Source organism: Sphingobium salicis subsp. salicis (genome assembly GCF_049472635.1).
In the GTDB taxonomy this organism is placed as follows: domain Bacteria; phylum Pseudomonadota; class Alphaproteobacteria; order Sphingomonadales; family Sphingomonadaceae; genus Sphingobium; species Sphingobium yanoikuyae_A.
Genome location: NZ_JAYRCS010000001.1, coordinates 85142 through 107985 on the forward strand (window position 1 = coordinate 85142; position 22844 = coordinate 107985).

The following is a 22844-nucleotide window of genomic DNA, read 5'->3' on the forward strand; positions in this document are numbered from 1 at the left end:
GGGAGGATCAACGATGGTGCATGTCAGCCGTCGATCGTCACCGTCGAGGGATGGTGGCGATCGAGATGCTTGCGGATGATGCGCAGATTCTTCGTGTTCGACTTGTAGAGAAAGTCGAAGATATCGCCGGCAAAGGGGATGGCACCGACCAGCGTGTCGACGCCGACATTGGCGGCCATGCGGGTGAGCTGCCATTTCGACAGGCCGAGATTGCGGGCTTCCCACACGATCCAGGCGCCCATGGCGGCGGTCGCGATGTCGCCGACGACGGGAACGAGACCGATCAGGCTGTCCATGCCGACCCGGTGCTTCGTGCCGGGAATGACGAACAGCCCCTCCAGCACGGCCTCCATCATCTCGATCCGGCGACGGATCGAGGCGGGGTCGCGGCCGAAACCGGGCATGTCACGAACAAGGTCATCGAACTGCTTGGCCGAAACGGGCATTCCATCACTCTCCAAAGCCCCGTGCTGCCGGATAACGTCCGGCGCAGCAAAAAGGGCGCAGACCCTTAGTTGGTGCTGCGGAAGAGATGGTTCAATGGGTGGCGACCGCGCGGCGAAGGCAGGAAGCCGCTGAGCCGTTTCGACACCAGCGACCAGCGGATTGGTGCGCCGAGCGGAATATAGCCATCATGGCCCTGAATCAGGCCCACCGCCTGGGCGACGCGGGCGGCGCGCTCCTCCGCCGTGCTGGCGAGGCTGGCGGCCTGCAGCGCGGCTTCGCCCTCCGGGCTGCAGTGAATCTTGCGGGCACAGCCGATGCGGCCGAGATACCAGAGCGCGCTGTCATAGGCGGCGACCTCGTCGATCAGGGACAGGTCCGCCTTGTCGGCCAGATCGACCCGCTCTGCGGCCAGGCCGATGGCGCCCAGATCGCGCGCCAACAGGCCGAACAACAGGGTCGAGCCGGGGCCGGCGGGCAGGGCGATGCGCAGCGGCGGCGGATCGCCATGGGTGCCACGCCAGCGGTCGATGATGGCGCGGCCCTGTGCGCGGCGATCATCCATCGCCTGCCCGACCCAGGCGGGCGTGGGCGGCGCCACCGGCAGGTCGAGCTGACCGGGCAGCAACTGCTCGCTGATCGCCCAGCCGCCCAGCGGGAACATCTGGAGCAGCTGGTTGCGATCGACCGCCATGTTGATCGCGGCGCGCACGCCGTCATCGTCGAGCAGATCGCCCTTGCCGGTGACGGCAAGGCCCAGCAGCCCCTGCACCGGGTCCATTCGCACGGCGTCACGATCGATGCCGGCGGGCACCAGCAGGGGCAGGTCGGCATAGCGGCCGCCCAGCACCAGCGCCGACTGTTTCTCGCGGAAGCGGATGATGGCGAGCGACGCGCGCTCGGCTCGCAGCACGCGGGTCTGCCAGGCGGGGACGCCGGCTTCCTCCTCATCGCTGTCGGCATCGTCGCCGCTGAGGCGATCGACCGGGGCGAGCATCGCCGCGCCGCTGCGCCAGACGCTGCGATAGGGGCCGGTGCCGCCGTCGCGCGACAGCACCGCCATTTGCGGCTGGGCCAGCATCTGCAGCACATAGGGGCGGGCGGCGGCCATGCGAATCTCGATCACCTCGCCGGTCATCGGCACGACAGCCTGCACCGCGTCGAGCGGTCCGTCGGGGTCGAGCTGGCGCAGCATCTCGATCCGCGCCATCAGCATGCGGGCGACATCGGGCGCGGTGACGCGGGCGCCATTGGCCCAGAAGGCGCGGCGCAGGCGGAAAATATAGCTGCGCCCATCATCCTCCACGACCCAGCGCTGGGCGAGGGCCGGCAATATGTCGCCGCCTGCATCGAAGGCGACCAGCCCCTGGGCGGTGGCCTCCAGGATCAGCTTGGCCGCCGGATTGGGCAGGTTCTGCAAGGGCTTGGCAAGTTCGGTGCGGCTGCCGATGACGCTGACCACCACCGGGCCGCTGCCTTCGTCGGAGCAGCTGCCGAGCGCGAGGCTGGCCCCGGCGATCAGGGCAGCGCGGCGCGACAGGCGACGCAGGCGAGGCGAGACGGCGAACATGCAGGAATGGCTTAGCCGGACGGGGCGCCGCCGCCAACCGCGATCGGCGCTTTTGCCAATGTCACAAAATCGACATCTGAAAGACGCTGCGATGTAACATAAACTTCATACTGGCGTCCCCGAAACAGGGGAATGGACAGGAATGACGCTCCGATTGCGACTGGCCGCCGGCACCGCGCTGGCGACGCTGATGATCTCCGCGCCGGCACAGGCGCAGGATAATGCGGCCTTGCAGCGCCAGATCGACGAACTCAAGGCGCAGGTGCAGGCGCTGACCGCCGCACTGGCCGCCAACAAGGGCACGCAGCCGGTGGCAGCAGCGCCAGCGCCCGCGGTGGACGCCGCTTCGGCTGCTGCTGCGCCCGTCGCCCTTGCCGCGGCGCCGGCCACGCCGGCGGCCGTCCCGGTGTCGGCAGAGGCGCCCAAGTCCAAGGCCTGGTATGAGAAGCTGTCGCTGCGCGGCTATACCCAGATGCGCTACAACGCCTTCTTGTCGGGCGACGACACGGCGCCGACCGGCGAGTCCCGGCTCCGTTCGCCCCATGACAGTTCGATCTCGGATCGCGGCGGTTTTTCGCTGCGCCGGGCGCGGCTGGTGCTGCAGGGCGATGTGTCCGATCGGGTGTCGCTCTATCTCCAATCCGATTTCGCGTCGGCGGTGAACAACCAGGCGGGCAGCGAGCGGCGCGAGGGCTTCGTCCAGTTGCGCGATGCCTATGCCGATGTCTTCCTTGACAAGCAGAAGAATTGGCGCCTGCGCTTCGGCCAGTCGAAGGTGCCGTTCGGCTGGGAAAATATGCAGTCCTCGTCCAACCGGCTGACGCTCGATCGCAGCGACGCGATCAACAGCGCGGCGCCCAGCGAGCGCGATCTGGGCATTGTCGGCTATTATACGCCGACATCGGTGCAGCAGATCTGGGATCGGCTGGGGCATGACGGGCAGAAGCTGTTCGGCAATTATGGCGCGTTCGGCCTGGGCGTCTTCAACGGCCAGGGCACCAACCGGACCGAGCAGAATCGCGGGCTGATGAAGGTCGCCTTCGCGACCTGGCCGTTCGAGCTGGACGGGCTGGGCGGTGCCTTTGAGGGGCAGGTGCTGGAAATCGGCGGATCGGCGATGATGAACGATGTGCAGCCCGAACTGCGCAGCGGCGGCGTCAGCACGATCGCCTATGACGATGATCGCGTCGGCTTGCACGCCATTCTCTATCCCCAGCCCTTCGGCATCCAGGCCGAATGGAATTGGGGCAAGGGGCCGGAATATGACCTGGACAGCCAGTCGATCGAGACCAAGAATCTGAGCGGCGGCTATGTCCAGATGATGTATCGCCTGCCGACCGAGTCGATCGGTGCGCTGATGCCCTATGCCCGCTGGCAGCATTATCGCGGCGGGTGGAAGGCCGGCACTAATGCGCCGCGGCTGGAAACCGACGAGTTCGAACTGGGGATCGAATGGCAGCCGTGGAAGGCGCTGGAATTCACCTTCGCCTATAGCCGGATGAAGCGCGCCGAAGCCGATGAACGCCGCACCGGTCGGGCGGAAGGTAATCTGATCCGCACCCAGGTGCAGTGGAACTACTGACCGGCCATGCCCCTGTTAGGGCGTGACCGGCGGTAGCGGATCCTTCTGCGCTGCGGCCTTGCCGTCAGGGTTGAACAACATGATCCGGTCCTCGCTCGCATCATAGCGGGGCCAGGCGGCGAGGCCGGTGCCGTTCGGATCGCCGCTGCGCGCGAAATTGACGATATAGGCGCTGATGGTGCGGCCCATCTCATTGTCGCGCGGCGTGGTCGCGGCGCCATATTTGATCGCTTGGGTGTCGAAGAAATAGGGGATGTCGGTGGCATGGCCGGCACCGGGCTTGCCCACCGAGGTTGCGACATAGTCGAAGCGATAGGCGTAGACCGGCAGCTTCGCCGCCGCGAGGGTGGCAGCGACGGTGCGGGCACCGCCGACCATGAAGCCGGTCGGGCCGCCAATGTCGGCGCCGGTCGCGCCGACCATCACCGGCACATGGGCGAAATTGCCGCTGGCATAGGCGGCGGCGGGATTGACCGCGATTTTTCCGTCGGGGAAGGGCGGGCTGTAGGGGCCAAGCTGGCCCTTGAACATGCCTTCCAGGTTGAGGCCGTCGATCACCTGGTCGGCGGGCAGGGCGCGCAGCGCCTTGAGCGCGGCGGCGTCGCTGCCCTTGATCCCCTTGGTCGCGGCAAAGGCTTCGCCGATCGTGGCGGCGCTGCCGTCCTTTGGCCCCATCATCTGGCCATCGCCGCCTGACATGATGACCGCGCGCTGGAACAGGCCCTGCGACAAAGGCGAGGTCAGCAGCGCATGGACCGACATGCCGCCTGCGCTTTCGCCGATGATGGTGATATTGGCGGGATCGCCGCCGAAGCGGGCGATGTTGCGCTTCACCCATTGCAGCGCCGCGACCTGATCCATCAGGCCGTAATTGCCGGCGAGGCCCTTGTCCTCGTTCGCGGCGGCAAGGGCGGGGTGGGCGAAGGTGCCGAAGCGGCCGAGCCGATAGTTGAAGCTGACCACCATCAGCCCCTGCTTCGCCAGTGCAGCGCCCGCATAGGTCGGGGGGGAGGAGCCACCATTCACGAAGCCGCCGCCATAGATCCAGAACAGGACCGGCAGCTTGGCGGTGGCGCCGGCGGGCTTCCAGACATTGGCGGAGAGGCAATCCTCGGCCGGCGGGGTGCCGAGCGGGGCGGCGTCGCTGGGGAAGGGAAGCTGCATGCAGTCGTTGCGATAGGCGGTGGCTTCGCGCACGCCCTGCCAGCGGGCCACGGGCTGGGGCATGCGCCAGCGCAGGTCACCGACCGGCGGCGCGGCGAAGGGAATGCCCTTCCAGCTTTCCACCCCGGCGTCGAGCGCGCCATGGACGATTCCCGCTTCGGTCTGGACCATCTGCGGCTGGGGCGTGGGGGAGCGGGCGGCGAGGGGCGCCGTGCCAAGGGTGCTGGTGGCGAGCAACAGGGCGCCCAGCCCGATGATAGTGGTCCGCTGCATCGCCTGCATCCTCCATTCCATTCTGTGGGCGGGAATAGAGGCAAATATGGCGTGGAAATCAATCCGCTTGATCGGACAAAGAAAAAGGGGCGGCGCCCGAAGGCACCACCCCATATCTCTCCGGCCGAAACCGGAAGCCGGGCCTTGCCGAAGCAAGGCCGCAACAGCTTACTTCAGCTCGACGGTCGCGCCGGCTTCTTCCAGCTGCTTCTTCAGCTTTTCGGCTTCGTCCTTGCTGGCGCCTTCCTTGACAGCCTTCGGGGCGCCTTCGACCAGAGCCTTGGCTTCGGTCAGGCCCAGGCCGGTGATGGCGCGGACTTCCTTGATGACGTTGATCTTCTTGCCACCGTCGCCGGTCAGGATCACGTCGAATTCGGTCTGCTCTTCAGCAGCCGGAGCGGCGCCGCCAGCAGCCGGAGCGGCCACAGCGACAGCAGCGGCGGCCGAAACGCCCCACTTTTCTTCCAGAGCCTTCGACAGCTCAGCGGCTTCGAGGACGGTGAGGGCCGAGAGCTGATCGACCAGAGCGTTGATGTCTGCCATTTTTCAATTCCTTCTAAGGGGCGATTGCCCCGAACAAATGAGGTTCAAAAGTTAATGAGGATGAGGGGCGGCTCAGGCCGCTTCCTTCTCCGCATAGGCGTTGAAGACGCGCGCAAGCTGCGCAGCCGGTGCCTGGGTGACGGTTGCGAGCTTGGTAGCCGGGGCGACCAGAAGGCCGACCAGCTTCGCACGCAGTTCATCCAGCGACGGCATCGATGCCAGGGCCTTGACGCCCTCCGCATCGAGCAGCACTTCGCCCATCGCGCCGCCAACGATCTCAAGCTTGTCGTTGGTCTTCGCGAAATCGACTGCAACCTTGGCGGCTGCAACCGGATCGACCGACGAGGCGAGGCCGACGGGGCCGGTCAGCAGGTCGCTGATGCCGGTATAGTCGGTGCCTTCGAGGGCGATCTTGACGAGGCGGTTCTTCGTAACCTTGTAGGACGCACCGGCGTCGCGCATCTTCTGGCGCAGGACGGTCGACTGAGCGACGGTCATGCCGAGGTTGCGGGTCACGACGACCACGCCAACTTCTGCCAGCTGAGCGTTCAGCGCGGAGACGATCTCAGATTTCTGATTACGATCCATGCCATTCTCCACTTCATGTTCGCGTCGCTTGCGCCACGCGAACGGCTAAAACCCATGGCAAGCCATGGGGTAGTTAAGTCCGAAGGGGAGAGGTCGACTGGCCCATATCCTCGAGAAGGAAGACAGGCAGACCCGAATCGGGCGCTTGGCCCGTCCGGTAAAGAACTTTTCCCCGTCTAGGCTGGAGATTAAGAAGGGCAAATTCCCTTCACCAACTGTCTCGGACGGAAGACCAATGGCATCAGCCACGGGTCTGCTGGGGCGCCCTTACAGATTTTGGGCCACGCTGTCACGCGGAATCTGGCGAGAAACGGTTGCGCGGCAGGCGGTCAGGATTGTCCCAATGCAGCCCTGCTGCGCTCGCCGACGATGCGGTTCACCGATATGCTGTCGAGAACGGTCTTCGACGATGGAGCGCCTGGTTTCAGGAAGATCAGGAATTTCTCTCCCACCTCGCCTTGCAGGGCGTCACCATTTCCCGGCCATTCGCAGCTGTCTTGGGCTATGGGCTTGAGCTGGAAACTCTGGAGCTTTCCTGTTCCCTTGAGCCAGCGAACAGGGCGCAGCCATACTTTCGGCTTCAATAGTGAATCGCGAAAGGCGACCGCCTCGGCCAGCAGGACGCGATCGGCTGAGGCCCAGTTCTTCGCGTCTCGTTGCAGTTGAAACTGGCGGATTTGCTCCTCTTGCTTGCGCACGCGCTCGGTGTCGAACAGCTCTAAGCGTCTGGCATAAGCACCCTCGCTCTCTCCCTCCAGTCGGGAAAGGGTCGGTGGTGGTGGAGGAAGGCACGCTATCGCGCTGTTCATCGACGCCGCCACAAGGCTGGCCGTGATCAGCGAGGCGATGCGTGCCTTCATCCAGGGTCAGACCCGGTCCGCCTGCACCACCGTGTCGAGGGCGCGCAACGCCGAGACGATGCGGCTCAGATGCTGGGCGTCGGCCACTTCCAGGTCGATGATGTCGGTGTGGAAGGGGCCTTCGCGATTGACCAGTTGCAGGTTGAGGATGTTCGCCTTGGTTGCGCCGAAGACATTGGCGACCGCGGCGAGGGCGCCGGGCTGGTTCTTGACGATGACCTGCAGCCGGGCGGTGCCGCCCTTGGACTTGCTGTCCCAGCTGAGGTCGACCCAGTCGTCGTCCTGGCCGGCCTCCAGCGTGCGGCAGTCGATGGTGTGGACCTCGATCGGCTCGCCGGTGCGGCGGATGCCGACGATGCGGTCGCCCGGCACCGGGTGGCAGCATTCGCTCAGCTTGTAGGCGATGCCCGGCGTCAGGCCGCGGATCGAGACCGGGGCATGCTGGCGCGGATGGGCTTCTTCCAGTTCCTGGCCGCTGGTGGAGCCGGGGATCAGCGCCTCCATCACCTCGGAATCGAGCAGGCGATGGGTGGCGATCGCCACCATCAGCGAGGCACGATCCTCCAGCTTCAGCCGCTTGAGCGCGGCATTGAGCGCCTTGTCGCCCAGTTCGCTCGCCAGTTCGGGCGAGAAGCGGCCGATGATTTCCTCATAGAGTTTTTCGCCCAGCGCCACTTCCTCGCCGCGCTGCTTCTGGCGGATGAAGCGGCGAATGGCGGCGCGCGCCTTGCCGGTGATGGCGAAGCTGAGCCAGCCGGGCTGGGGTTCCTGGCCGGCGGATTTCAGGATTTCGACCTGGTCGCCATTTTCGAGACTGGTGCGCAGCGGCACCACCCGGCCATTCACCTTCGCCCCGACGGTCTGGTTGCCAAGCGAGGTGTGGACGGCATAGGCGAAATCGACCGGAGTCGACCCCTTGGGCAGCTGGTGCAGCTCCCCCTTGGGCGAGAAGGCGAAGATGCGATCCTGATACATCGCCATGCGGGTATGTTCGAGCAGTTCGTCCGCATCCTGGCTCTGTTCCAGGATTTCGACCAGGTCGCGCAGCCAGGCGGCATTCTGGTCGGTGGCGTCGCCCTTCTGCTTGTAGGCCCAGTGCGCCGCGAGGCCGAGTTCGGCGTCATTATGCATGTCGCGACTGCGGATCTGCACCTCGATACGGGCATTTTCCTGATGGATGACCGTGGTGTGCAGCGAGCGATAGCCGTTGCGCTTGGGGGTGGAGATATAATCCTTGAACCGGCCCGGCACCATCTTGAAGGTCTGGTGGATGACGCCGAGTGCGCGATAGCAATCCTCGGTCGTTTCCGTGATGACGCGGAAGGCCATGACGTCGGTCAGCTGTTCGAAGCTGATGTGCCGTTCCTGCATCTTCTTCCAGATGGAATAGGGATGCTTTTCGCGGCCCGACACGGTGACGGACAGATTATGGCCGCCCAGCAGCAATTGCAGCTCCGCGCCGATCCGGTCGACCTTGTCATGGCCGCCTTCCTTCAGCTGCTCCAGCCGCTTGGTGATGCTGTCATAGGCTTCGGGTTCCAGCACGCGGAACGAGAGAAGCTGCATCTCGCGCATGAAGTCATACATGCCGATCCGCTCCGCCAGCGGGGCATAGATGTCCATCGTCTCCTTGGCGATGCGGCGGCGCTTCTGCTCATTCTTGATGAAGTGCAGCGTGCGCATATTGTGCAGCCGGTCGGCCAGCTTCACCAGCAGCACGCGGATATCGTCCGACATGGCGAGCAGGAACTTGCGCAGATTCTCGGCCGCCCGCTCATTTTCGGACATGGCCTCGATCTTGGAGAGCTTGGTCACGCCGTCGACCATGCGGGCGACGTCCTTGCCGAACGCCTCCTCGATCTCGTCATAGGTGACCAGAGTATCCTCGATCGTGTCGTGCAGCAGCGCGGTCACGATCGTCTGGTCGTCCAGATAGAAGTCGGTCAGGATACCCGCGACCTCGATCGGATGGCTGAAATAGGGGTCGCCGCTGGCGCGCTTCTGGCTGCCATGCTTCTGGACGGAGAAGACATAAGCGCGGTTGATCATCGCTTCATCCGCATCCGGATCGTAGCGCTTTACCCGTTCGACAAGTTCATATTGACGTAGCATCGTTTCCCGATTGTGTGGGAAGCGCCTTGCAGCGCAACAAAAAAATCCCGATCTGTGTGATTTGGGTTGCTTTTGTGCAACTTTTGCAACGGTCGCCGCTTTGCGCTATTAGATCGGGATCATGAAACATAATCTTGCCCAGGACCTGGAACAATGCGCCCTTCCCGCCGCGCTGGAGGCGATGGGTGAGCGCTGGTCCTTCCTGATCCTGCGCGGCGCCCTGTCGGGCATTCGCCATTTCGAGGAGTTCCAGTCGACGCTGGGCATCGCCCGCAACATCCTGGCCAACCGCCTCGCGCGGCTCGTCGAAAATGGCATCATGCTGCGCCAGCCGATGCAGTGCGACCGGCGCAAGGTCGAATATCGGCTGACCGAAAAGGGCCAGGAACTGGCCCCCGCGATGATCGCCCTGCGCCAGTGGGGCGAGAAATGGGGCAGCGCGCCGCCCTTCTGCCAGGTGCTGGCGGACAAGCGCGATGGCATGCCGATCCGCGCGATCGCGATCCAGGCGCATGACGGCCGCACGCTGGACCTGAGCGACCTGGTCTGGCTGTGTCGCGACGAAGTCACCCCGATGGCGCAAGAGCCGGCTGCGGCGGCCTGATACCGGACGACGGGGCGGCTTCACCATGGCGCTGAAATCGCCTAGGCTGTCGGCAATGTCAGTCCATCCCCTGCAGCCAAAACCCTTTTTCGCGGACAAGAATCGCGCTTTCTGGAACCTCCAGTCGCTTGGCTGGGCCGGGGCCTTTCTGCTGCGTGGGTCGTCCACCATCGCCAATGGTCAGCCGCTGTCCAGCCTGATCCCGGTGCTGATCTCCACCGTCACCGGCTATTCGGCGACCTTGCTGATCGCGGTCGCCTTCCGCTTCCTGCAAAAACAGCGGCCGATCCTGACCTGGGGCGCGTCGATCGTCACCGTGGTCGCCGCCGCCGCGATGGTCGCCTTCATCGATGCCTGGGTCTTTTCGACCCAGAACAAGGGCAGCGAAACCGCCGGGTTGCAGCTGTTCCTGGGCGCCTTCTATCTGTCGATGACGCTGCTGGGTGCCTGGTCGGCGCTCTATTATGCGATCAACTTCTACCTGACGGTGGAGGAACAGGCGGACCAGCTGCTCCATCTGGAGAATCAGGCGTCGAGCGCGCAGCTCGCCATGCTGCGCTATCAGCTCAATCCGCATTTCCTGTTCAACACGCTCAATTCCATCTCGACCCTGGTGCTGCTCAAGGAAACGACACGCGCCAATGCGATGCTGTCGCGGCTGTCCTCCTTCCTGCGCTATACGCTGATCAATGAGCCGACCGCGCAGGTGACGATCGAGCAGGAGATCGAGACGCTGAAACTCTATCTGGAGATCGAGAAGATGCGCTTCGAGGACCGGCTGCGTCCGTCCTTCGATGTCCATCCTTCGGTCGCCCATGCACGCCTGCCGTCGCTGCTGCTGCAGCCGCTGGTGGAAAATGCGATCAAATATGCGGTCACGCCCAAGGAGGAAGGGGCGGAAATCTCGGTGTCGGCGCAACCTGCCGGTGAAAATGTCCGGATCGTCGTGTCGGACAGTGGGCCGGGATTGAACGATGGCGCAATGAAGCCACACATTCCGGTCAGCGAGGGGACGGGCGTCGGCCTGCCGAACATCCGGGACCGGTTAATTCAGGCCTTCGGGGAACGACAGCGGTTCGAAACGCGTTCCACGCAAAGCGGATTTTCGGTCATCATCGAAATTCCGCTTAACATGGATGAAACATCGAAAGTGGCCGCATGACCATCAGAACAATCCTCGTCGACGACGAAAGCCTGGCTATCCAAGGCCTTAAGCTCCGTCTGCAAGCGCATGAGGATGTCGAAATCATCGAGACCTGCACCAATGGCCGCGAAGCCATCCGTGCCATCAAGACGCATAAACCCGACCTTGTGTTCCTCGATATCCAGATGCCCGGCTTCGACGGCTTCTCCGTCGTCCAGGGGATGATGGAGGTCGAACCACCTTTGTTCATCTTCGTCACCGCCTATAGCGACCATGCGATCCGCGCCTTCGAGGCGCAGGCGGTCGATTATCTGATGAAGCCGGTGGATGAAGGCCGCCTGGCCGATGCGCTCGACCGGGTGCGCCTGCGCCTGTCCGAGAAGAAGCAGGTGCAGGAAGCGGAAAAGCTGCGCGAGGTGCTGGCCGAAGTGGCGCCCGACGCGATGCACGATTTTGCCAATGGCGACGAGGATGCGCCGGCGTCGAACCGCTTCGAGAAGCTGATCAACATCAAGGATCGCGGGCAGATTTTCCGCGTCGACGTGGATTCGATCGAGCGGATCGACGCGGCGGGCGACTATATGTGCATCTATACCGCCGACAACTCGCTGATCCTGCGCGAGACGATGAAGGATCTGGAAAAGCGGCTCGACCCGCGCAATTTCCAGCGCGTCCATCGCTCGACCATCGTCAACCTGAGCCAGGTGCGCCAGGTGAAGCCCCATACCAACGGCGAATGCTTCCTGGTGCTGGAATCCGGCGCCCAGGTAAAGGTCAGCCGTTCCTACCGCGACGTCGTCGCGCGTTTCGTCCACTGACGAAACGGCGCCGGCCGCCCGTGCAGGGGCGGCCGGCCGTTTGGTGCGGGCTGGTAGCGCCATTTCTCAAATGGCCTCTTCCTCAGTCCATCGTCCGCACCGGACGGACGATCAATTCATTCACATCGACATCGTGGGGCTGTTCCACCGCATAGGCGATGGCGCGGGCGATCGCGTCGGGCGTCAGGGCGATGGCGCGGAAATCCTCCATCGCGGCGGCGGCGCCCGCTTCGGTGATGGTACTGGCCAGTTCGGATTCGACCACGCCGGGCGACACGATGGTGACGCGGATATCGTCATGCTCCATCCGCAGTCCGTCGGAAATGGCGCGCACCGCATATTTGGTCGCCGAATAGACGCCGCAGGTCGGCCAGACGCGATAGCCGCCGATCGACGAGATATTGACGAAATGGCCGCTGCCCTGGGCCTTGAAGCGGGGCAGGGCGGCGGCGATGCCGTGCAGCACGCCGCGGATGTTGACGTCGATCATCCGGTCCCATTCCTCGACCTTCAAACTGTCGAAGCGCGACAGCGGCATCAGCCCGGCATTGCTGACCAGCACGTCGATGCGGCCAAATTCGGCTTCGGTTGCGGCAATGAACCCCTCGACATCGGCGCGGTCGGTGACGTCGAGCGCGCGGAAGGCGACCGTGCCGCCGGCGGCGTTCAGTTCTGCGGCGAGCGCGGCCAGCCGGTCGGTGCGGCGGGCGCCCAGCATCAGCTTCGCGCCGCGTGCCGCCAGCAGCCGCGCCGTGCCCTCGCCAATGCCGCTGCTGGCGCCGGTGATCGCGATGACCTTGTTCTCGATAGCCATGATTGAAGCTCCATCCTTGGGGCGGATCGACACCCGATCCGATGGAGCAGGAATGCGCCCGATTGCCCCCGGAGCGGTAGAATGGTCCTGCGCCATGATTGCACGATATTCCGAATGAATGATCGGGCGTGGTGGTTGGCGGGCTTATGGACTATCTAGATTGCCTGAAATTCCTGGGAGGTGGCGTGCATGAGCCATGAGCATCTGGGCGAGAAGATCGCCCGCCATATGGACGCGGACGGCATAGTCGACACGCTGATCCCGCGCCTGACGCTTGTGCGCTGGTCGCAGCCGGGCGAACCGGTGCATATGCTCCAGCGCCCGGCGCTGTGCATCATCGCGCAAGGCGCCAAGCAGGTGATGATGGGCGACGCGGTCATAGCCTATGGCCCGGCCAGCTATCTGGTCGCCTCGCTCGACCTGCCGATCACCGGCACGGTGACGCAGGCGGATGCGGACAGCCCCTATCTCTGCTTCTGCCTCTATCTCGACCCGGCGATGCTGTCCGAGATCGCGCTGACCTTGCCGGCTGCTGCGGCGGTGGAGGAGGGGCGGGCGCTCTCGCTCCATCCGATCACGCCCGAACTGCTGGACGCGGCGAGCCGGCTCACCGGCCTGCTCGGCCAGCCGGACAGTGCCGTCCTGCTGGCGCCATTGGTCGAGCGGGAATTGCTGCTGCGGCTGATGATGGGGCCGAGCGGCGGGCTGCTGCGGGCGATTGCCAGCGGCGACAGCCGCACCGGCCAGATCGCGCGCGCGATCCGCTGGCTCAAGGCCCATTATCGCGAGCCGTTCAGCGGACCGGTGCTGGCCGATCTTGCCGGCATGAGCCTGTCGAGCTTCCACGATCATTTTCGCCGGGCGACGGCGATGACGCCGCTGCAATATCAGAAGCAGCTGCGGCTCCAGCAGGCGCGGCAGATGATGCTGGCGCAGCGGATCGACGCGGCCGAGGCCGGCTATCAGGTCGGCTATGACAGTCCGTCCCAATTCAGCCGCGAATATCGCCGCCTGTTCGGCGCGCCACCCCAGCGCGACGTCGGCCGGTTGCGCGCCATGCCGAACCGGGCGCTGGCGATCTGAGGAATCGGGGGGTATTTCCCCTAGCGGAACACCCATTGCCGGTTGAGGCCGAACACCACGGCGGGGGTGAGGCAGATCATCGCCGGTATCGGCGACCATTCGGGCCAGCGCATATGGGTGACGCACAGATACACCCAAAGGGCGTTGAGCGCATAGCTGACCAGCGAGACGGCGACGAAGCGGAAACCGCGCGCGGCATGGCCCGACTGGCTGCCATGGCCGCGAAAGGTGAAGGCATTGTGCAGCACATAGCCGATCGCCACCGCGCAGAGATAACCGATGCCGTTGGCGACCTGTGGATGGAGACCCACCGGCGCCGCCAGCGTCCAGTAGATCGCCGCCTGGCAGGCAGTGATGAACAGGCCGCTGATGCCATAGCGCAATATCTGCCAGAACAGGGCCTGATGGGCCGGCGACAGTCGGTCGATGATTTTCATGGAGCCCCGTTGCGCTTTGGTGTGGAGCGTCTAATCCACCGGCCATGAATTTGCAAAGCTGGCCTGCTTTTCGCGCCCGCGCGCCCCATTGGTTCGCGATCCTCACCGCCTATGCCGATCGCCACTGGAAGTGGCTGACCTTCCTGATCTGGATCGCGATCCTGGTCTGCATGCTGGTCGATCGCTGGCCCGCCATCCACTGGCTGACGCTGAGCGACACGGACGACAATATCCGCTTCGTCCAGGTCAAGGACTGGCTGGCCGGGCAGGGCTGGTATGATCTGCGCCAATATCGGCTCGATCCGCCGGGCGGCGCCAATATCCACTGGTCGCGGCTGGTCGACATCCCGCTCGCCGGGTTGATGCTGTTCTTCCGCGCCTTTGTCGAACAGGATCTGGCCGACCGGCTGGCCTGCGCGATTGCGCCGCTGCTGCCGCTGTTCCTGCTGATGTTGAGCCTGGGATCGATCGCCCGGCGGCTGGCGGGCGACGCCGTCGGCGCGCGCTGGGCCTGGCTGTTCGCGGTGCTGGCGCCGCTCGCCGCGCAGATGGGCCTGGGCATGTTCGCGCCGATGCGGATCGACCATCATGGCTGGCAACTGGCGCTGGCGCTGACGATGATGGCGGGCCTCATTGACCGCAACTGGCTGCGCGGCGGCGTGGTGGCGGGCGTGTCGAGCGCCCTGTCGGTGGCGATCGGGATGGAGATGATCGTCTATCTCGCCGCCGGCGGCGCGCTGGTGGCGCTGCGCTGGGTGTTCCGCGATGGCGCCGGGCGGCGGATGCTGCCCTATGGCCTCAGCCTCGCGGGGGCGACCTCGCTCTGCTACGTCCTCTTCGCCAGCTACGATAATCGCCACATGGTGTGCGATGCCATCTCGCCCATCTGGGTCGCGGTGTTCGGCGCGGCCGGTGCGGGCATGGTGCTCTTGAGCCGCCTGCCGCTGCGGCTCTGGTGGCAGCGGCTGATCGCCGGCATGATCGTCGGCGGCGCGGTGGGTCTGTTCTTCCTGCTCAATTGGCCGCAATGCCTGACCCCCTATCAGATCTCGCCCGAGCTGCAGCAGCTCTGGCTGGCCAATATCCGCGAGGCAAAGCCGATCACCGCGCAGGCGCAGAGCCTGGTCGTGCCGCTGATGGCGCTGCCGGCGGTGGGCCTCCTCGGCCTGCTCTGGGCGCTATGGGAATTGCGGCGCGACAGCGACCGGCTCTGGGCGTTCGCGACGATCGGCCTGATGATGCTTTTCTCGACCGCTCTGCTCTTCTGGCAGCTGCGCGCCGGGCCGGCGGCGCAGTTGCTGGCGATTCCGCCCGCCGCCTGGGCCGGATGGCGGCTGGTGACGGCGATCTTCACCGGATCGCGCCGGGTGCGCATCCTGGCCGGGATCGGCGCGCTGCTGGTCGGCGCCATTGCCTGTGCCTATCCGCTCTATCCGCAGGTGATCGCGCTGTGGCAGCAGGCGACCGGCACCAAGCCCAAGCCCTGGCGCCCGTCCGCCATCGCCCGCACCGACGCGATCAAGAAGGCCAATGGCCGCTGTCGCACGCTGCCGGCGCTGGAGGTGCTGGACCAGCTGCCGTCGGCGACCATCTTCACAATGGTCGATCTGGGGCCGCGCATCATCGCCACGACGCATCATAGCGCGGTGGCCGGTCCCTATCATCGCAATGGCGCGACGATCCTCGACATGCATCATGCCTATGACGGGCCGGCCGACGCCTTCCGCCCGATCGCGGCGAAGCATCATGCGACCTATTTGCTGGTCTGTCCCAATTTCCCGGAAGGAACCATCTATCAGTCGCGCAGTCCGCGCGGCTTCTATGCGGACCTGATGCGCGGCACGATTCCCGCCTGGTTGCAGCCGGTGACGCTCAAGACGGCGATGACGCTGCCCTACACGCTCTACAAGATTGATTATTCAGCGCCGGGCGGCAAAAAAGTCGCGCAGCAGCGCTGATCCTTCCGCCTCGGCCAGCCCGCCATAGATTTCGGGGCGGTGCAGGCATTGCGGCTGGGCAAAGAGGCGCGGTCCCTGTTCGACCGCGCCGCCCTTGGGGTCGGACACCGCATAATAGAGCCGGGCGACCCGTGCGTGGGAAATCGCGCCCGCGCACATCGGGCACGGCTCCAGCGTCACCCACAGGTCGCAGCTGGTCAGACGGAAATCGCCGATCCGGGTGGCGGCGGCGCGAATCGCCACCATTTCGGCATGGGCAGTGGGGTCATTGTCGCGGCGGTTGCGATTCTCGCCCTCGCCGATGATGACGCCATCGCGCGTGACCACGGCGCCGATCGGCACCTCGCCCGCCGCTTCGGCTTCCCGCGCCAGCGCAAAGGCGCGGCGCATCGGTTCGGGCAAGGGAAAGGGCGAGGTCATGACCCCGCCTTAGTCGGAGAGGGAGGGCCGCACCAGCCCGCACCCCCACCCGGCCTCCCAACAGCATATCCTAGAATGGGCGGCCGGGTGGGGGTGCGGGCTGGTGCCGTCCATGCGCCGGGCGGCGCATCAAAAGCCCGCGAATCGACTCAGGGCTTCTTCACGTCCACGGTCGGAACCTCGACCGTTTCGTTGCGGCTGCCCACTTCAACCTTGGCGACGCTCGCCTCATATTTGGGCAGGGCGCCCTGTTTTACGGAGACTTCGGGCAGGCGACCCTCCTGAGTCTTCTGCAGGTCGATGAATCCGGTTGCTATCCCGGCGCCGATGACGATAAGCGCGATCAGCAGCAATCCGCCGATGAAACGCATGGCACTCTCCTCTATTGAACGGGGGGATGAACGCGGGGCCCGGTGAAATGGTTGCGATAGTGCCACGAACCGAGCGGAAGGTTGACGGCGAGCGGGAATCCCGCTATCGGCGCCGCTTTCCGAACGAACCCGAATTTCAAAGGTTGATTGACTATGTCGCGCATTTGCGAGCTGACCGGTAAGGGTCGCCAGGTGGGTCACAATGTTTCCCACGCCAACAACAAGACCAAGCGCGTGTTCCTGCCGAACCTGCAGAACGTGTCGCTGATCTCCGAAACGCTGGAAACCACCGTCAAGCTGCGCGTGTCGACCCATGGTCTGCGCTCGGTCGAGCATAATGGCGGCCTCGACAACTGGCTGGTCAAGACCAGCGACGACAAGCTGTCGCTGAAGGCCCGTCGCCTGAAGCGCGACATCGTCAAGAAGCAGGCTGCCGCAGCCGCCTGATTCGCTTCGATTCGTTTCGGCATAAGAAGCGGCCTGGCAACAGGCCGCTTTTTTGCGTTTTCTGATATTCCCTGCTGCGCAGGGAATGCGCCGCACCAGCCCGCACCCCCACCCGGCCTCCCAACAGCATATCCTGGAATGGAAGGCCGGGTGGGGATGCGGGTTCCGATCAATCCAATCGGAATTTCAGCAGCAAGGTGCGCTGGAAGAATTCGTGATTGTCGTCGGATGCGACCCACAGGATCGTCCGGCCCTGTTCCCGGCTGAGCGCCAGTCCTTCGAAATTGTCGGCCAGCAGCGGCGGCGCCAGCCGTGCCAGCGTCCGGGCGCGCAGTTCCGTGTTCGGTGCGGGATTCTCAGGCAGCTCGATCATCGCGATCGTCGCGGTGAACAGTTCCTGCAGGGTCAGGCGCCGGTTCAGTACCAGCAGATGGCGATCGTCCAGCGCGACCATGTCGGTCGGGCGATAGCCCTGCGGCGCGACATAATGGAGGTGGATCGGATCGGCCGTGTCATGTTCGGCCGGATCGCCCGACCAGAGCAATGTGTCATGATGGCCGTCGGCAGTCATGCCCATCTCGCCGATCGCGATGAAGCGGCCGTCGGGCAGGCGGGTGAAGGATTCGATCGATCCGGTCTTGGGCCAGGCGACGATTTCCGGCCAGGTCCGGCACGCCTCCACCCGCGCGAAGCCGGGCGAGTAGCGGCAGATCGCCTGGAGCAGCTCGAACCCCACCCAATAGCGGTCGCTCGCCGGATCATGGGTCATGGATTCCGAATCCCAGGACCACCAGGGCCGGTCCCTGTCCTGCGCCCGCACCGGCAGCGGCGCGATGAAGGGCCGGCGGCTGGCGCGACCGGGACCGACATGGAAGCCCATCAGCACGCCGGCATCGCTCAGCGCCAATATCTGGCCCGGCCCGTCGACCAGCAGCGAGGATATGCTGCCAAAGCCCGGATTGTCGCTGCCAAGCTGCCAGCCGCCCAGATAGGTGAGCGTGCCGACCCGGCGGCGATCGGGATCGCTGCTGTCGAGCGGCACCGCCCGCGCCGTCACCAGCAAGGTGCCCGGCCGCACGGCGGCGGGCTTGGTGGACGGCGGGGCAGGCAGCAGCAGGATCGCAAGAGCGAGAACGATCAGGATTCGACGCATCGCGCTCTGCCATAGGGGAAATGTCGGCGGGACGCAGCAGGGGAGTGGCGAAGCGTTGCCAGCTGAACGGTGGCTGTCACCGCCATTCAGGCTCCACTCAACGCGAATCAGTCATAAGGGCATCAATCCTGGTGATCGGCCCGTCCGGTTCACCGCGGAAATGGCAATCTGAGGAGCAACGCCATGAAGATGAAGTATCTGATCAATCTGGGTGCTGCGCTCGCCATGGGCGCTGCCTCCCTCGCCGTCACCGCGACGCCCGCCATGGCGCGCGATGGCTGGGGCCGCAGCTATGAGCGCGGCGACTATTACCGGGGTGATCGCGGCTATCGCGGTTACCGGGGTGACTATTATCGCGGCGACCGTGGCTATCGCGGCGGTTATCGCGGCAATTATTACCGCAATGATTATCGCGGTTATCGTGGCGGCTATCGCTGCCGGGACAATGGCACGGGCGGCACCATCATCGGTGCGATCGCCGGTGGCCTGCTGGGCAACGAAGTCGGTAAGGGCAGCAGCCGCTATGGCCGGGGCGACGGCACCACGGGTGCCATCATCGGCGCAGGCGTCGGTGCGCTGGCTGGCCGCGCGATCGACCGCAACTGCTAAGCGTCACCCCATCTGGTGACTTTGAAGGGCCGTCCCCGTGAAGGGGGGCGGCCTTTTGCTATCGGGCGGCATTGCCCCCGGCCTGTCGCCGGTCGGCGCGGGCGGCCGCGACGGCGGCGGGGTTGAGCCCGGCCTCCTGCGGCGACGCGGCACCGGCGCGCGCATCCAGCTGCGCCGCGGCGGCATTGAGCGCGCTGGCTTCGGCCGCGCTGACGCCGCCGACGCCATCATCCTGGCCGGAATGGCAGGCGCCCAGCGCCAGCAGGAGCAGCAGGGCAGGTCGCTTGATCACTCGCCGGTCCTTTCGCGCATAAGAAAAGGGCCGCTCCCGTTTCCGGTGCGGCCCTTTTCCAAGAAACTCTTCCCGAAAGGGAAATTACATCGCGTTGGCGACGTTGTTGGTCGCGTTCGAAGCGGCGTTCGCAGCGTTGTCGGCAGCGTTCATCGCGGCGTTCATGGCGTTGTCGGCAGCGTTCGAAGCGTTCTCAGCAGCGTTGGCGGCGTTGTTGGCAGCGTTTTCGGCGGTGTGGCCACCGCAAGCAGCCAGACCCAGCGAAGCGGCGAGAACGAGCGAAAGAGCAATCGACTTGGACATGGGCAAACCCCTCTCAGAGAAAAAAAAGATGCAGACCACTCTCGGAGAAAAGCTCACCCCCCATTGCGCCTGCGCGCTGATTCGTAATGCTTTGGGCGGAGCAAGGCAATCCCATTCCTGAGCGGGAGGGCCTGATAAGGCGCGGTTTTTGTCGGAAGTGCCCGCAATGGACGGCCATTGACGCATATAAAGATTTCTTTATATGATTGCCGCATGAGTGGCGCCCTCGACATTTTCCGGTCTCTTGGAGACCCGACGCGGCTGCGCATCGTCCACCTGTTGCGGGCGATGGAACTGGCCGTGGGCGAAGTGGCGCAGGTGGTCGACCAGAGCCAGCCGCGCGTGTCGCGCCATATCCGCATTCTCGTGGAATCCGGCCTGGTCGAACGGCGCAAGGAGGGCAATTGGGTCTTCCTGCGGTTGGGGCAGAAGGCGTCGGTCCAGCCCTTCATCACCTTGTTCGACCGGCTGCAGCCGTCGGCCGCCGAAGCCGCCTGGCAGAGCGCGGACCTGGCCCGTCTTGCCGCCGTGCGGGCCGAGCGCGCGCGCGCAGCCGAAGCCTATTTCGCCGAACATGCCGAGGAATGGGACGCAATCCGTTCGCTCCATGTCGCCGAAGCCGATGTGGAAGCGGCGATGCGCGCGATGCTGGACGGGCAGGCGATCGGCCATCTGCTCGACATCGGCACCGGCACCGGGCGGATGATCGAATTGTTCGGCCCCGCCGCCGATCAGGTGACGGCGCTTGATCGCAGTCCCGATATGTTGCGGCTGGCCCGCGCCAAGCTGCCCGAGGATGCGGGCGACAAATATGCGTTGCTGCTGGGCGATTTCGCCGCGCTGCCGATCGATCCCGCCAGCGTCGACACGGTGCTGCTGCATCAGGTGCTGCATTATGCCCAGGCCCCCGAGCAGGTGATCGCGCAGGCGGCGCAGGTGCTGCGCCCCGGCGGCCGCGTGCTGATCGTCGATTTCGCCGCCCATGAACGCGAGGAGCTGCGCACGCGCGACCAGCATGCGCGCCTGGGCTTTTCCGACATGCAGATCGAAGGCTGGTTCGCGCAGGCGGGCCTGGAACTGGAGCGGGTGGACATGCTGCCCGGCCAGGAACTGACGGTACAATTATGGCTCGGGCGCCAGCGCGGCGCCGACATCTTGCCCATCGAAGAACGGATTTCCGCATGACCCAGACTGACCGCGCCCGCCATGATGCCGAAGGGCCGCTCTATGCGGATCTGGCCGGCGACCTCAATGTGAGCTTCGAATTCTTCCCGCCCAAGACGGAGAAGATGGAGGAACAGCTCTGGTCGGCGATCGAGACGCTGACGCCGCTGGCGCCAAAGTTCGTGTCGGTGACCTATGGCGCGGGCGGCTCCACCCGCGAGCGCACCCATAATACGGTCGCCCGCATCGCCAGGGAAACGCCGCTGGCCGCCGCCGCGCACCTGACCTGCGTCGCCGCCAGCAAGGCCGAGATCGACGAAGTGGCCGACGCCTATTGGGAAGCGGGCGTGCGCCATATCGTCGCGCTGCGCGGCGATCCGCCGGAGGCCGGCACCGCCTTCCAGCCGCATCCCGATGGTTATAAAGGCGCGGCCGAACTGGTCGAGGGGCTGCGCAAGCGCCATGATTTCGAGATTTCGGTCGCCGCCTATCCCGAAACCCATCCCGATGCGCTGAGCGCGCAGAGCGACATCGACAATTTGAAGCGCAAGATCGACGCTGGCGCGACCCGTGCGATCACCCAATTCTTCTTCGAGGCGGACACCTTCTTCCGCTTCCGCGACACGGTCGCCGCCGCCGGCATCGATGCGGACGTCATTCCGGGCATCATGCCGGTCAGCAATTTCGCAGCGGTCCAGCGCATGTCGGCGATGTGCAACACCGATGTCCCCGCCTGGATGGGCCGCCTGTTTGACGGGCTGGACCAGCATCCGGCCGCGCGCCAGCTCGTCTCCGCCACGCTGGCGGCCGAGCTGTGCCGCAACCTCTATATGGGCGGCGTGCGCGACTTTCATTTCTATACGCTCAACCGGGCGGAACTAAGCTATGCGATCTGCCATCTGCTGGGGTTGAGGCCTCAGGTTGCGGCTGAACTGGAGAAGACGGCATGAACGCCGAAGCACGTTTGCGCGCCCTGGCGGCGGAAAAGATCCTGATCTTCGACGGTGGCTATGGCACGTCGATCCAGAAGCACGGCCTGACCGAAGCCGATTATCGTGGGTCTCTGGACCTGGCCAAGGACCAGAAGGGCAATAACGACCTGCTCTGCCTGACCCGGCCGGACATCGTTGAGGGCATTCACACCGCCTATCTCGACAATGGCGCCGACATGATCGAGACCAACACGTTCAGCTCGACCAAGATCGCCATGGCCGACTATGGCTGCGAGCATCTGGTGTGGGACATCAATGTCGCCGCCGCCAAGATCGCGCGGGCCGCCTGCGAAAAGGCGACGGCCAAGGACGGCAAGCCCCGCTTCGTCTGCGGCTCGATCGGCCCGACCAACAAGACGCTGTCGATCTCGCCCGACGTCAACGATCCCGCCTATCGCGAGGTCGATTATGATACGCTCAAGGCCGATTATCGCGAACAGTGCGACGCGCTGATCGCTGGCGGCGTCGACTTCCTGCTGATCGAAACCTGCTTCGATACACTCAACGCCAAGGCCGCCGGCATGGCCGCGCGCGAGGCGGAGGAAGCGGCAGGTCGCTCGGTGCCGGTGATGCTCAGCTTCACCATCACCGACATGTCGGGCCGGAACCTGTCGGGCCACACGATCAACGCCTTCTGGTATTCGCTGCGGCACCTGAAGCCGCTGACCATCGGCGTGAACTGCGCCTTCGGCGCGGACCTGCTGCGGCCTTATCTGGCCGAACTGTCGAAGAATGCCGACACGCTGATCCTGGCCTATCCCAATGCCGGCCTGCCCAATGAACTGGGGCAATATGACGAGCTGCCGGAAACCACCGCGAAGCTGATCCGTCAGTGGGTGGACGAAGGGCTGGTCAACATGGTCGGCGGCTGCTGCGGCACGACGCCCGCCCATATCGGCGCGGTGGCGAAGGCGCTGGCGGGGCACAAGCCGCGCCAGGTGCCCGAACTGACGGTCGTGACGCGCCTCGCGGGTCTCGAACCGATGCATATCGCGGCCTAGTTTCATCCTCCCCTGGAAGGGGAGGTGGCTGGCGAAGCCAGACGGAGGGGTGTTACCCCCTCGATAGCGTGATACCCCTCCACCATGCCTGCGGCATG

General features: G+C 65.0%; 25 protein-coding genes. 11 read left to right on the top strand and 14 right to left on the bottom strand.

Features of this window, described 5'->3' with window-relative positions; genetic code table 11:
* Positions 1–23: 23 nt before the first annotated feature.
* Positions 24–446, bottom strand: coding sequence for a DUF4112 domain-containing protein (locus VHN57_RS00445; RefSeq protein ID WP_136186488.1), 423 nt, complete (start codon positions 444–446; stop codon positions 24–26).
* Positions 447–511: 65 nt separating this feature from the next.
* Positions 512–2014 carry an ABC transporter substrate-binding protein gene (locus VHN57_RS00450; protein ID WP_125997154.1) on the bottom strand — a complete coding sequence of 501 codons (1503 nt, stop codon included), beginning with the start codon at positions 2012–2014 and terminating at the stop codon, positions 512–514.
* 142 nt (positions 2015–2156) lie between these two features.
* Between VHN57_RS00450 and VHN57_RS00455 the strand changes: the two genes are divergently transcribed.
* A complete protein-coding gene (locus VHN57_RS00455) occupies positions 2157–3596 on the top strand; it encodes a porin (RefSeq protein ID WP_278988212.1) in 1440 nt (479 codons plus the stop codon).
* Between the two features lie 15 nt (positions 3597–3611).
* On the opposite strand, the gene VHN57_RS00460 is transcribed toward VHN57_RS00455, so the two are convergent.
* From VHN57_RS00460 to VHN57_RS00480, 5 genes are all read right to left on the bottom strand, one after another.
* A complete protein-coding gene (locus VHN57_RS00460; RefSeq protein WP_278988214.1) occupies positions 3612–5033 on the bottom strand; it encodes a carboxylesterase/lipase family protein in 1422 nt (473 codons plus the stop codon).
* A 168-nt stretch (positions 5034–5201) separates the two neighbouring features.
* Complete coding sequence (gene rplL / locus VHN57_RS00465) at positions 5202–5576, bottom strand: 50S ribosomal protein L7/L12 (protein ID WP_004210471.1); 375 nt, start codon at positions 5574–5576, stop codon at positions 5202–5204.
* 72 nt (positions 5577–5648) lie between these two features.
* The gene (gene rplJ / locus VHN57_RS00470; protein WP_004210472.1) at positions 5649–6164 is read right to left on the bottom strand and encodes a 50S ribosomal protein L10; all 516 of its coding nucleotides are present in this window, start codon (positions 6162–6164) and stop codon (positions 5649–5651) included.
* 329 nt (positions 6165–6493) lie between these two features.
* Positions 6494–7024: a hypothetical protein gene (locus VHN57_RS00475; RefSeq protein WP_278986008.1), complete on the bottom strand. Its 531-nt coding sequence runs from the start codon at positions 7022–7024 to the stop codon at positions 6494–6496.
* A gap of 6 nt (positions 7025–7030) precedes the next feature.
* The gene (locus VHN57_RS00480) at positions 7031–9136 is read right to left on the bottom strand and encodes a RelA/SpoT family protein (RefSeq protein ID WP_004210474.1); all 2106 of its coding nucleotides are present in this window, start codon (positions 9134–9136) and stop codon (positions 7031–7033) included.
* Between the two features lie 121 nt (positions 9137–9257).
* Here VHN57_RS00480 and VHN57_RS00485 point away from each other — a divergent pair, with 121 nt between their 5' ends.
* Genes VHN57_RS00485 through VHN57_RS00495 form a run of 3 tightly spaced genes read left to right on the top strand, consistent with a single transcriptional unit; the run spans position 9258 to position 11702 of the window.
* Positions 9258–9740 carry a winged helix-turn-helix transcriptional regulator gene (locus tag VHN57_RS00485; RefSeq protein ID WP_004210475.1) on the top strand — a complete coding sequence of 161 codons (483 nt, stop codon included), beginning with the start codon at positions 9258–9260 and terminating at the stop codon, positions 9738–9740.
* Positions 9741–9795: 55 nt separating this feature from the next.
* A complete protein-coding gene (locus VHN57_RS00490) occupies positions 9796–10902 on the top strand; it encodes a sensor histidine kinase (protein WP_004210476.1) in 1107 nt (368 codons plus the stop codon).
* Positions 10899–11702: a LytR/AlgR family response regulator transcription factor gene (locus VHN57_RS00495; protein ID WP_004210477.1), complete on the top strand. Its 804-nt coding sequence runs from the start codon at positions 10899–10901 to the stop codon at positions 11700–11702. Before VHN57_RS00490 ends, VHN57_RS00495 begins: the two co-directional genes overlap by 4 nt.
* An 82-nt stretch (positions 11703–11784) precedes the next feature.
* On the opposite strand, the gene VHN57_RS00500 is transcribed toward VHN57_RS00495, so the two are convergent.
* Entirely contained in the window at positions 11785–12516 is a 732-nt protein-coding gene (locus VHN57_RS00500) for an SDR family oxidoreductase (protein ID WP_278986010.1), read from the bottom strand.
* A 189-nt stretch (positions 12517–12705) separates the two neighbouring features.
* On the opposite strand from VHN57_RS00500, the gene VHN57_RS00505 reads away from it, so the two are divergent.
* Entirely contained in the window at positions 12706–13599 is an 894-nt protein-coding gene (locus VHN57_RS00505) for an AraC family transcriptional regulator (RefSeq protein WP_278986011.1), read from the top strand.
* A gap of 20 nt (positions 13600–13619) precedes the next feature.
* Here VHN57_RS00505 and VHN57_RS00510 read toward each other — a convergent pair whose 3' ends face one another.
* Positions 13620–14036: a GtrA family protein gene (locus VHN57_RS00510; protein WP_278986013.1), complete on the bottom strand. Its 417-nt coding sequence runs from the start codon at positions 14034–14036 to the stop codon at positions 13620–13622.
* A 44-nt stretch (positions 14037–14080) separates the two neighbouring features.
* Between VHN57_RS00510 and VHN57_RS00515 the strand changes: the two genes are divergently transcribed.
* Entirely contained in the window at positions 14081–15994 is a 1914-nt protein-coding gene (locus tag VHN57_RS00515; RefSeq protein WP_278986014.1) for a hypothetical protein, read from the top strand.
* Here the strand turns inward: VHN57_RS00515 and VHN57_RS00520 are convergent.
* Both VHN57_RS00520 and VHN57_RS00525 read right to left on the bottom strand, forming a co-directional pair.
* Entirely contained in the window at positions 15956–16414 is a 459-nt protein-coding gene (locus VHN57_RS00520) for a nucleoside deaminase (protein ID WP_278986015.1), read from the bottom strand. The two genes, VHN57_RS00515 and VHN57_RS00520, sit on opposite strands and share 39 nt — an antisense overlap.
* 149 nt (positions 16415–16563) lie before the next feature.
* Positions 16564–16785 (bottom strand): hypothetical protein, encoded by a 222-nt coding sequence (locus VHN57_RS00525; RefSeq protein WP_004210483.1) that lies wholly within the window; start codon positions 16783–16785, stop codon positions 16564–16566.
* 153 nt (positions 16786–16938) lie between these two features.
* Between VHN57_RS00525 and rpmB the strand changes: the two genes are divergently transcribed.
* Positions 16939–17232, top strand: coding sequence for a 50S ribosomal protein L28 (rpmB, locus tag VHN57_RS00530; RefSeq protein ID WP_004210484.1), 294 nt, complete (start codon positions 16939–16941; stop codon positions 17230–17232).
* A 169-nt stretch (positions 17233–17401) separates the two neighbouring features.
* Here the strand turns inward: rpmB and VHN57_RS00535 are convergent, their stop codons facing one another.
* Positions 17402–18385 carry an esterase-like activity of phytase family protein gene (locus VHN57_RS00535; RefSeq protein WP_017502993.1) on the bottom strand — a complete coding sequence of 328 codons (984 nt, stop codon included), beginning with the start codon at positions 18383–18385 and terminating at the stop codon, positions 17402–17404.
* 183 nt (positions 18386–18568) lie between these two features.
* Here VHN57_RS00535 and VHN57_RS00540 point away from each other — a divergent pair, with 183 nt between their 5' ends.
* Positions 18569–18994 carry a glycine zipper 2TM domain-containing protein gene (locus tag VHN57_RS00540; RefSeq protein WP_125986114.1) on the top strand — a complete coding sequence of 142 codons (426 nt, stop codon included), beginning with the start codon at positions 18569–18571 and terminating at the stop codon, positions 18992–18994.
* Positions 18995–19052: 58 nt separating this feature from the next.
* Here VHN57_RS00540 and VHN57_RS00545 read toward each other — a convergent pair whose 3' ends face one another.
* Together VHN57_RS00545 and VHN57_RS00550 are read right to left on the bottom strand one after the other, a co-directional pair.
* Entirely contained in the window at positions 19053–19286 is a 234-nt protein-coding gene (locus tag VHN57_RS00545) for a hypothetical protein (protein WP_278986017.1), read from the bottom strand.
* A gap of 84 nt (positions 19287–19370) precedes the next feature.
* Positions 19371–19589: a hypothetical protein gene (locus tag VHN57_RS00550; RefSeq protein WP_004210488.1), complete on the bottom strand. Its 219-nt coding sequence runs from the start codon at positions 19587–19589 to the stop codon at positions 19371–19373.
* A 213-nt stretch (positions 19590–19802) separates the two neighbouring features.
* Between VHN57_RS00550 and VHN57_RS00555 the strand changes: the two genes are divergently transcribed.
* Genes VHN57_RS00555 through VHN57_RS00565 form a run of 3 tightly spaced genes read left to right on the top strand, consistent with a single transcriptional unit; the run spans position 19803 to position 22746 of the window.
* A complete protein-coding gene (locus VHN57_RS00555; RefSeq protein WP_278986018.1) occupies positions 19803–20774 on the top strand; it encodes an ArsR/SmtB family transcription factor in 972 nt (323 codons plus the stop codon).
* Complete coding sequence (metF, locus tag VHN57_RS00560) at positions 20771–21703, top strand: methylenetetrahydrofolate reductase (protein WP_161732471.1); 933 nt, start codon at positions 20771–20773, stop codon at positions 21701–21703. Before VHN57_RS00555 ends, metF begins: the two co-directional genes overlap by 4 nt.
* Positions 21700–22746: a homocysteine S-methyltransferase family protein gene (locus VHN57_RS00565; RefSeq protein WP_278986022.1), complete on the top strand. Its 1047-nt coding sequence runs from the start codon at positions 21700–21702 to the stop codon at positions 22744–22746. The genes metF and VHN57_RS00565 overlap by 4 nt, the downstream gene beginning before the upstream one ends.
* Positions 22747–22844 lie beyond the last annotated feature (98 nt).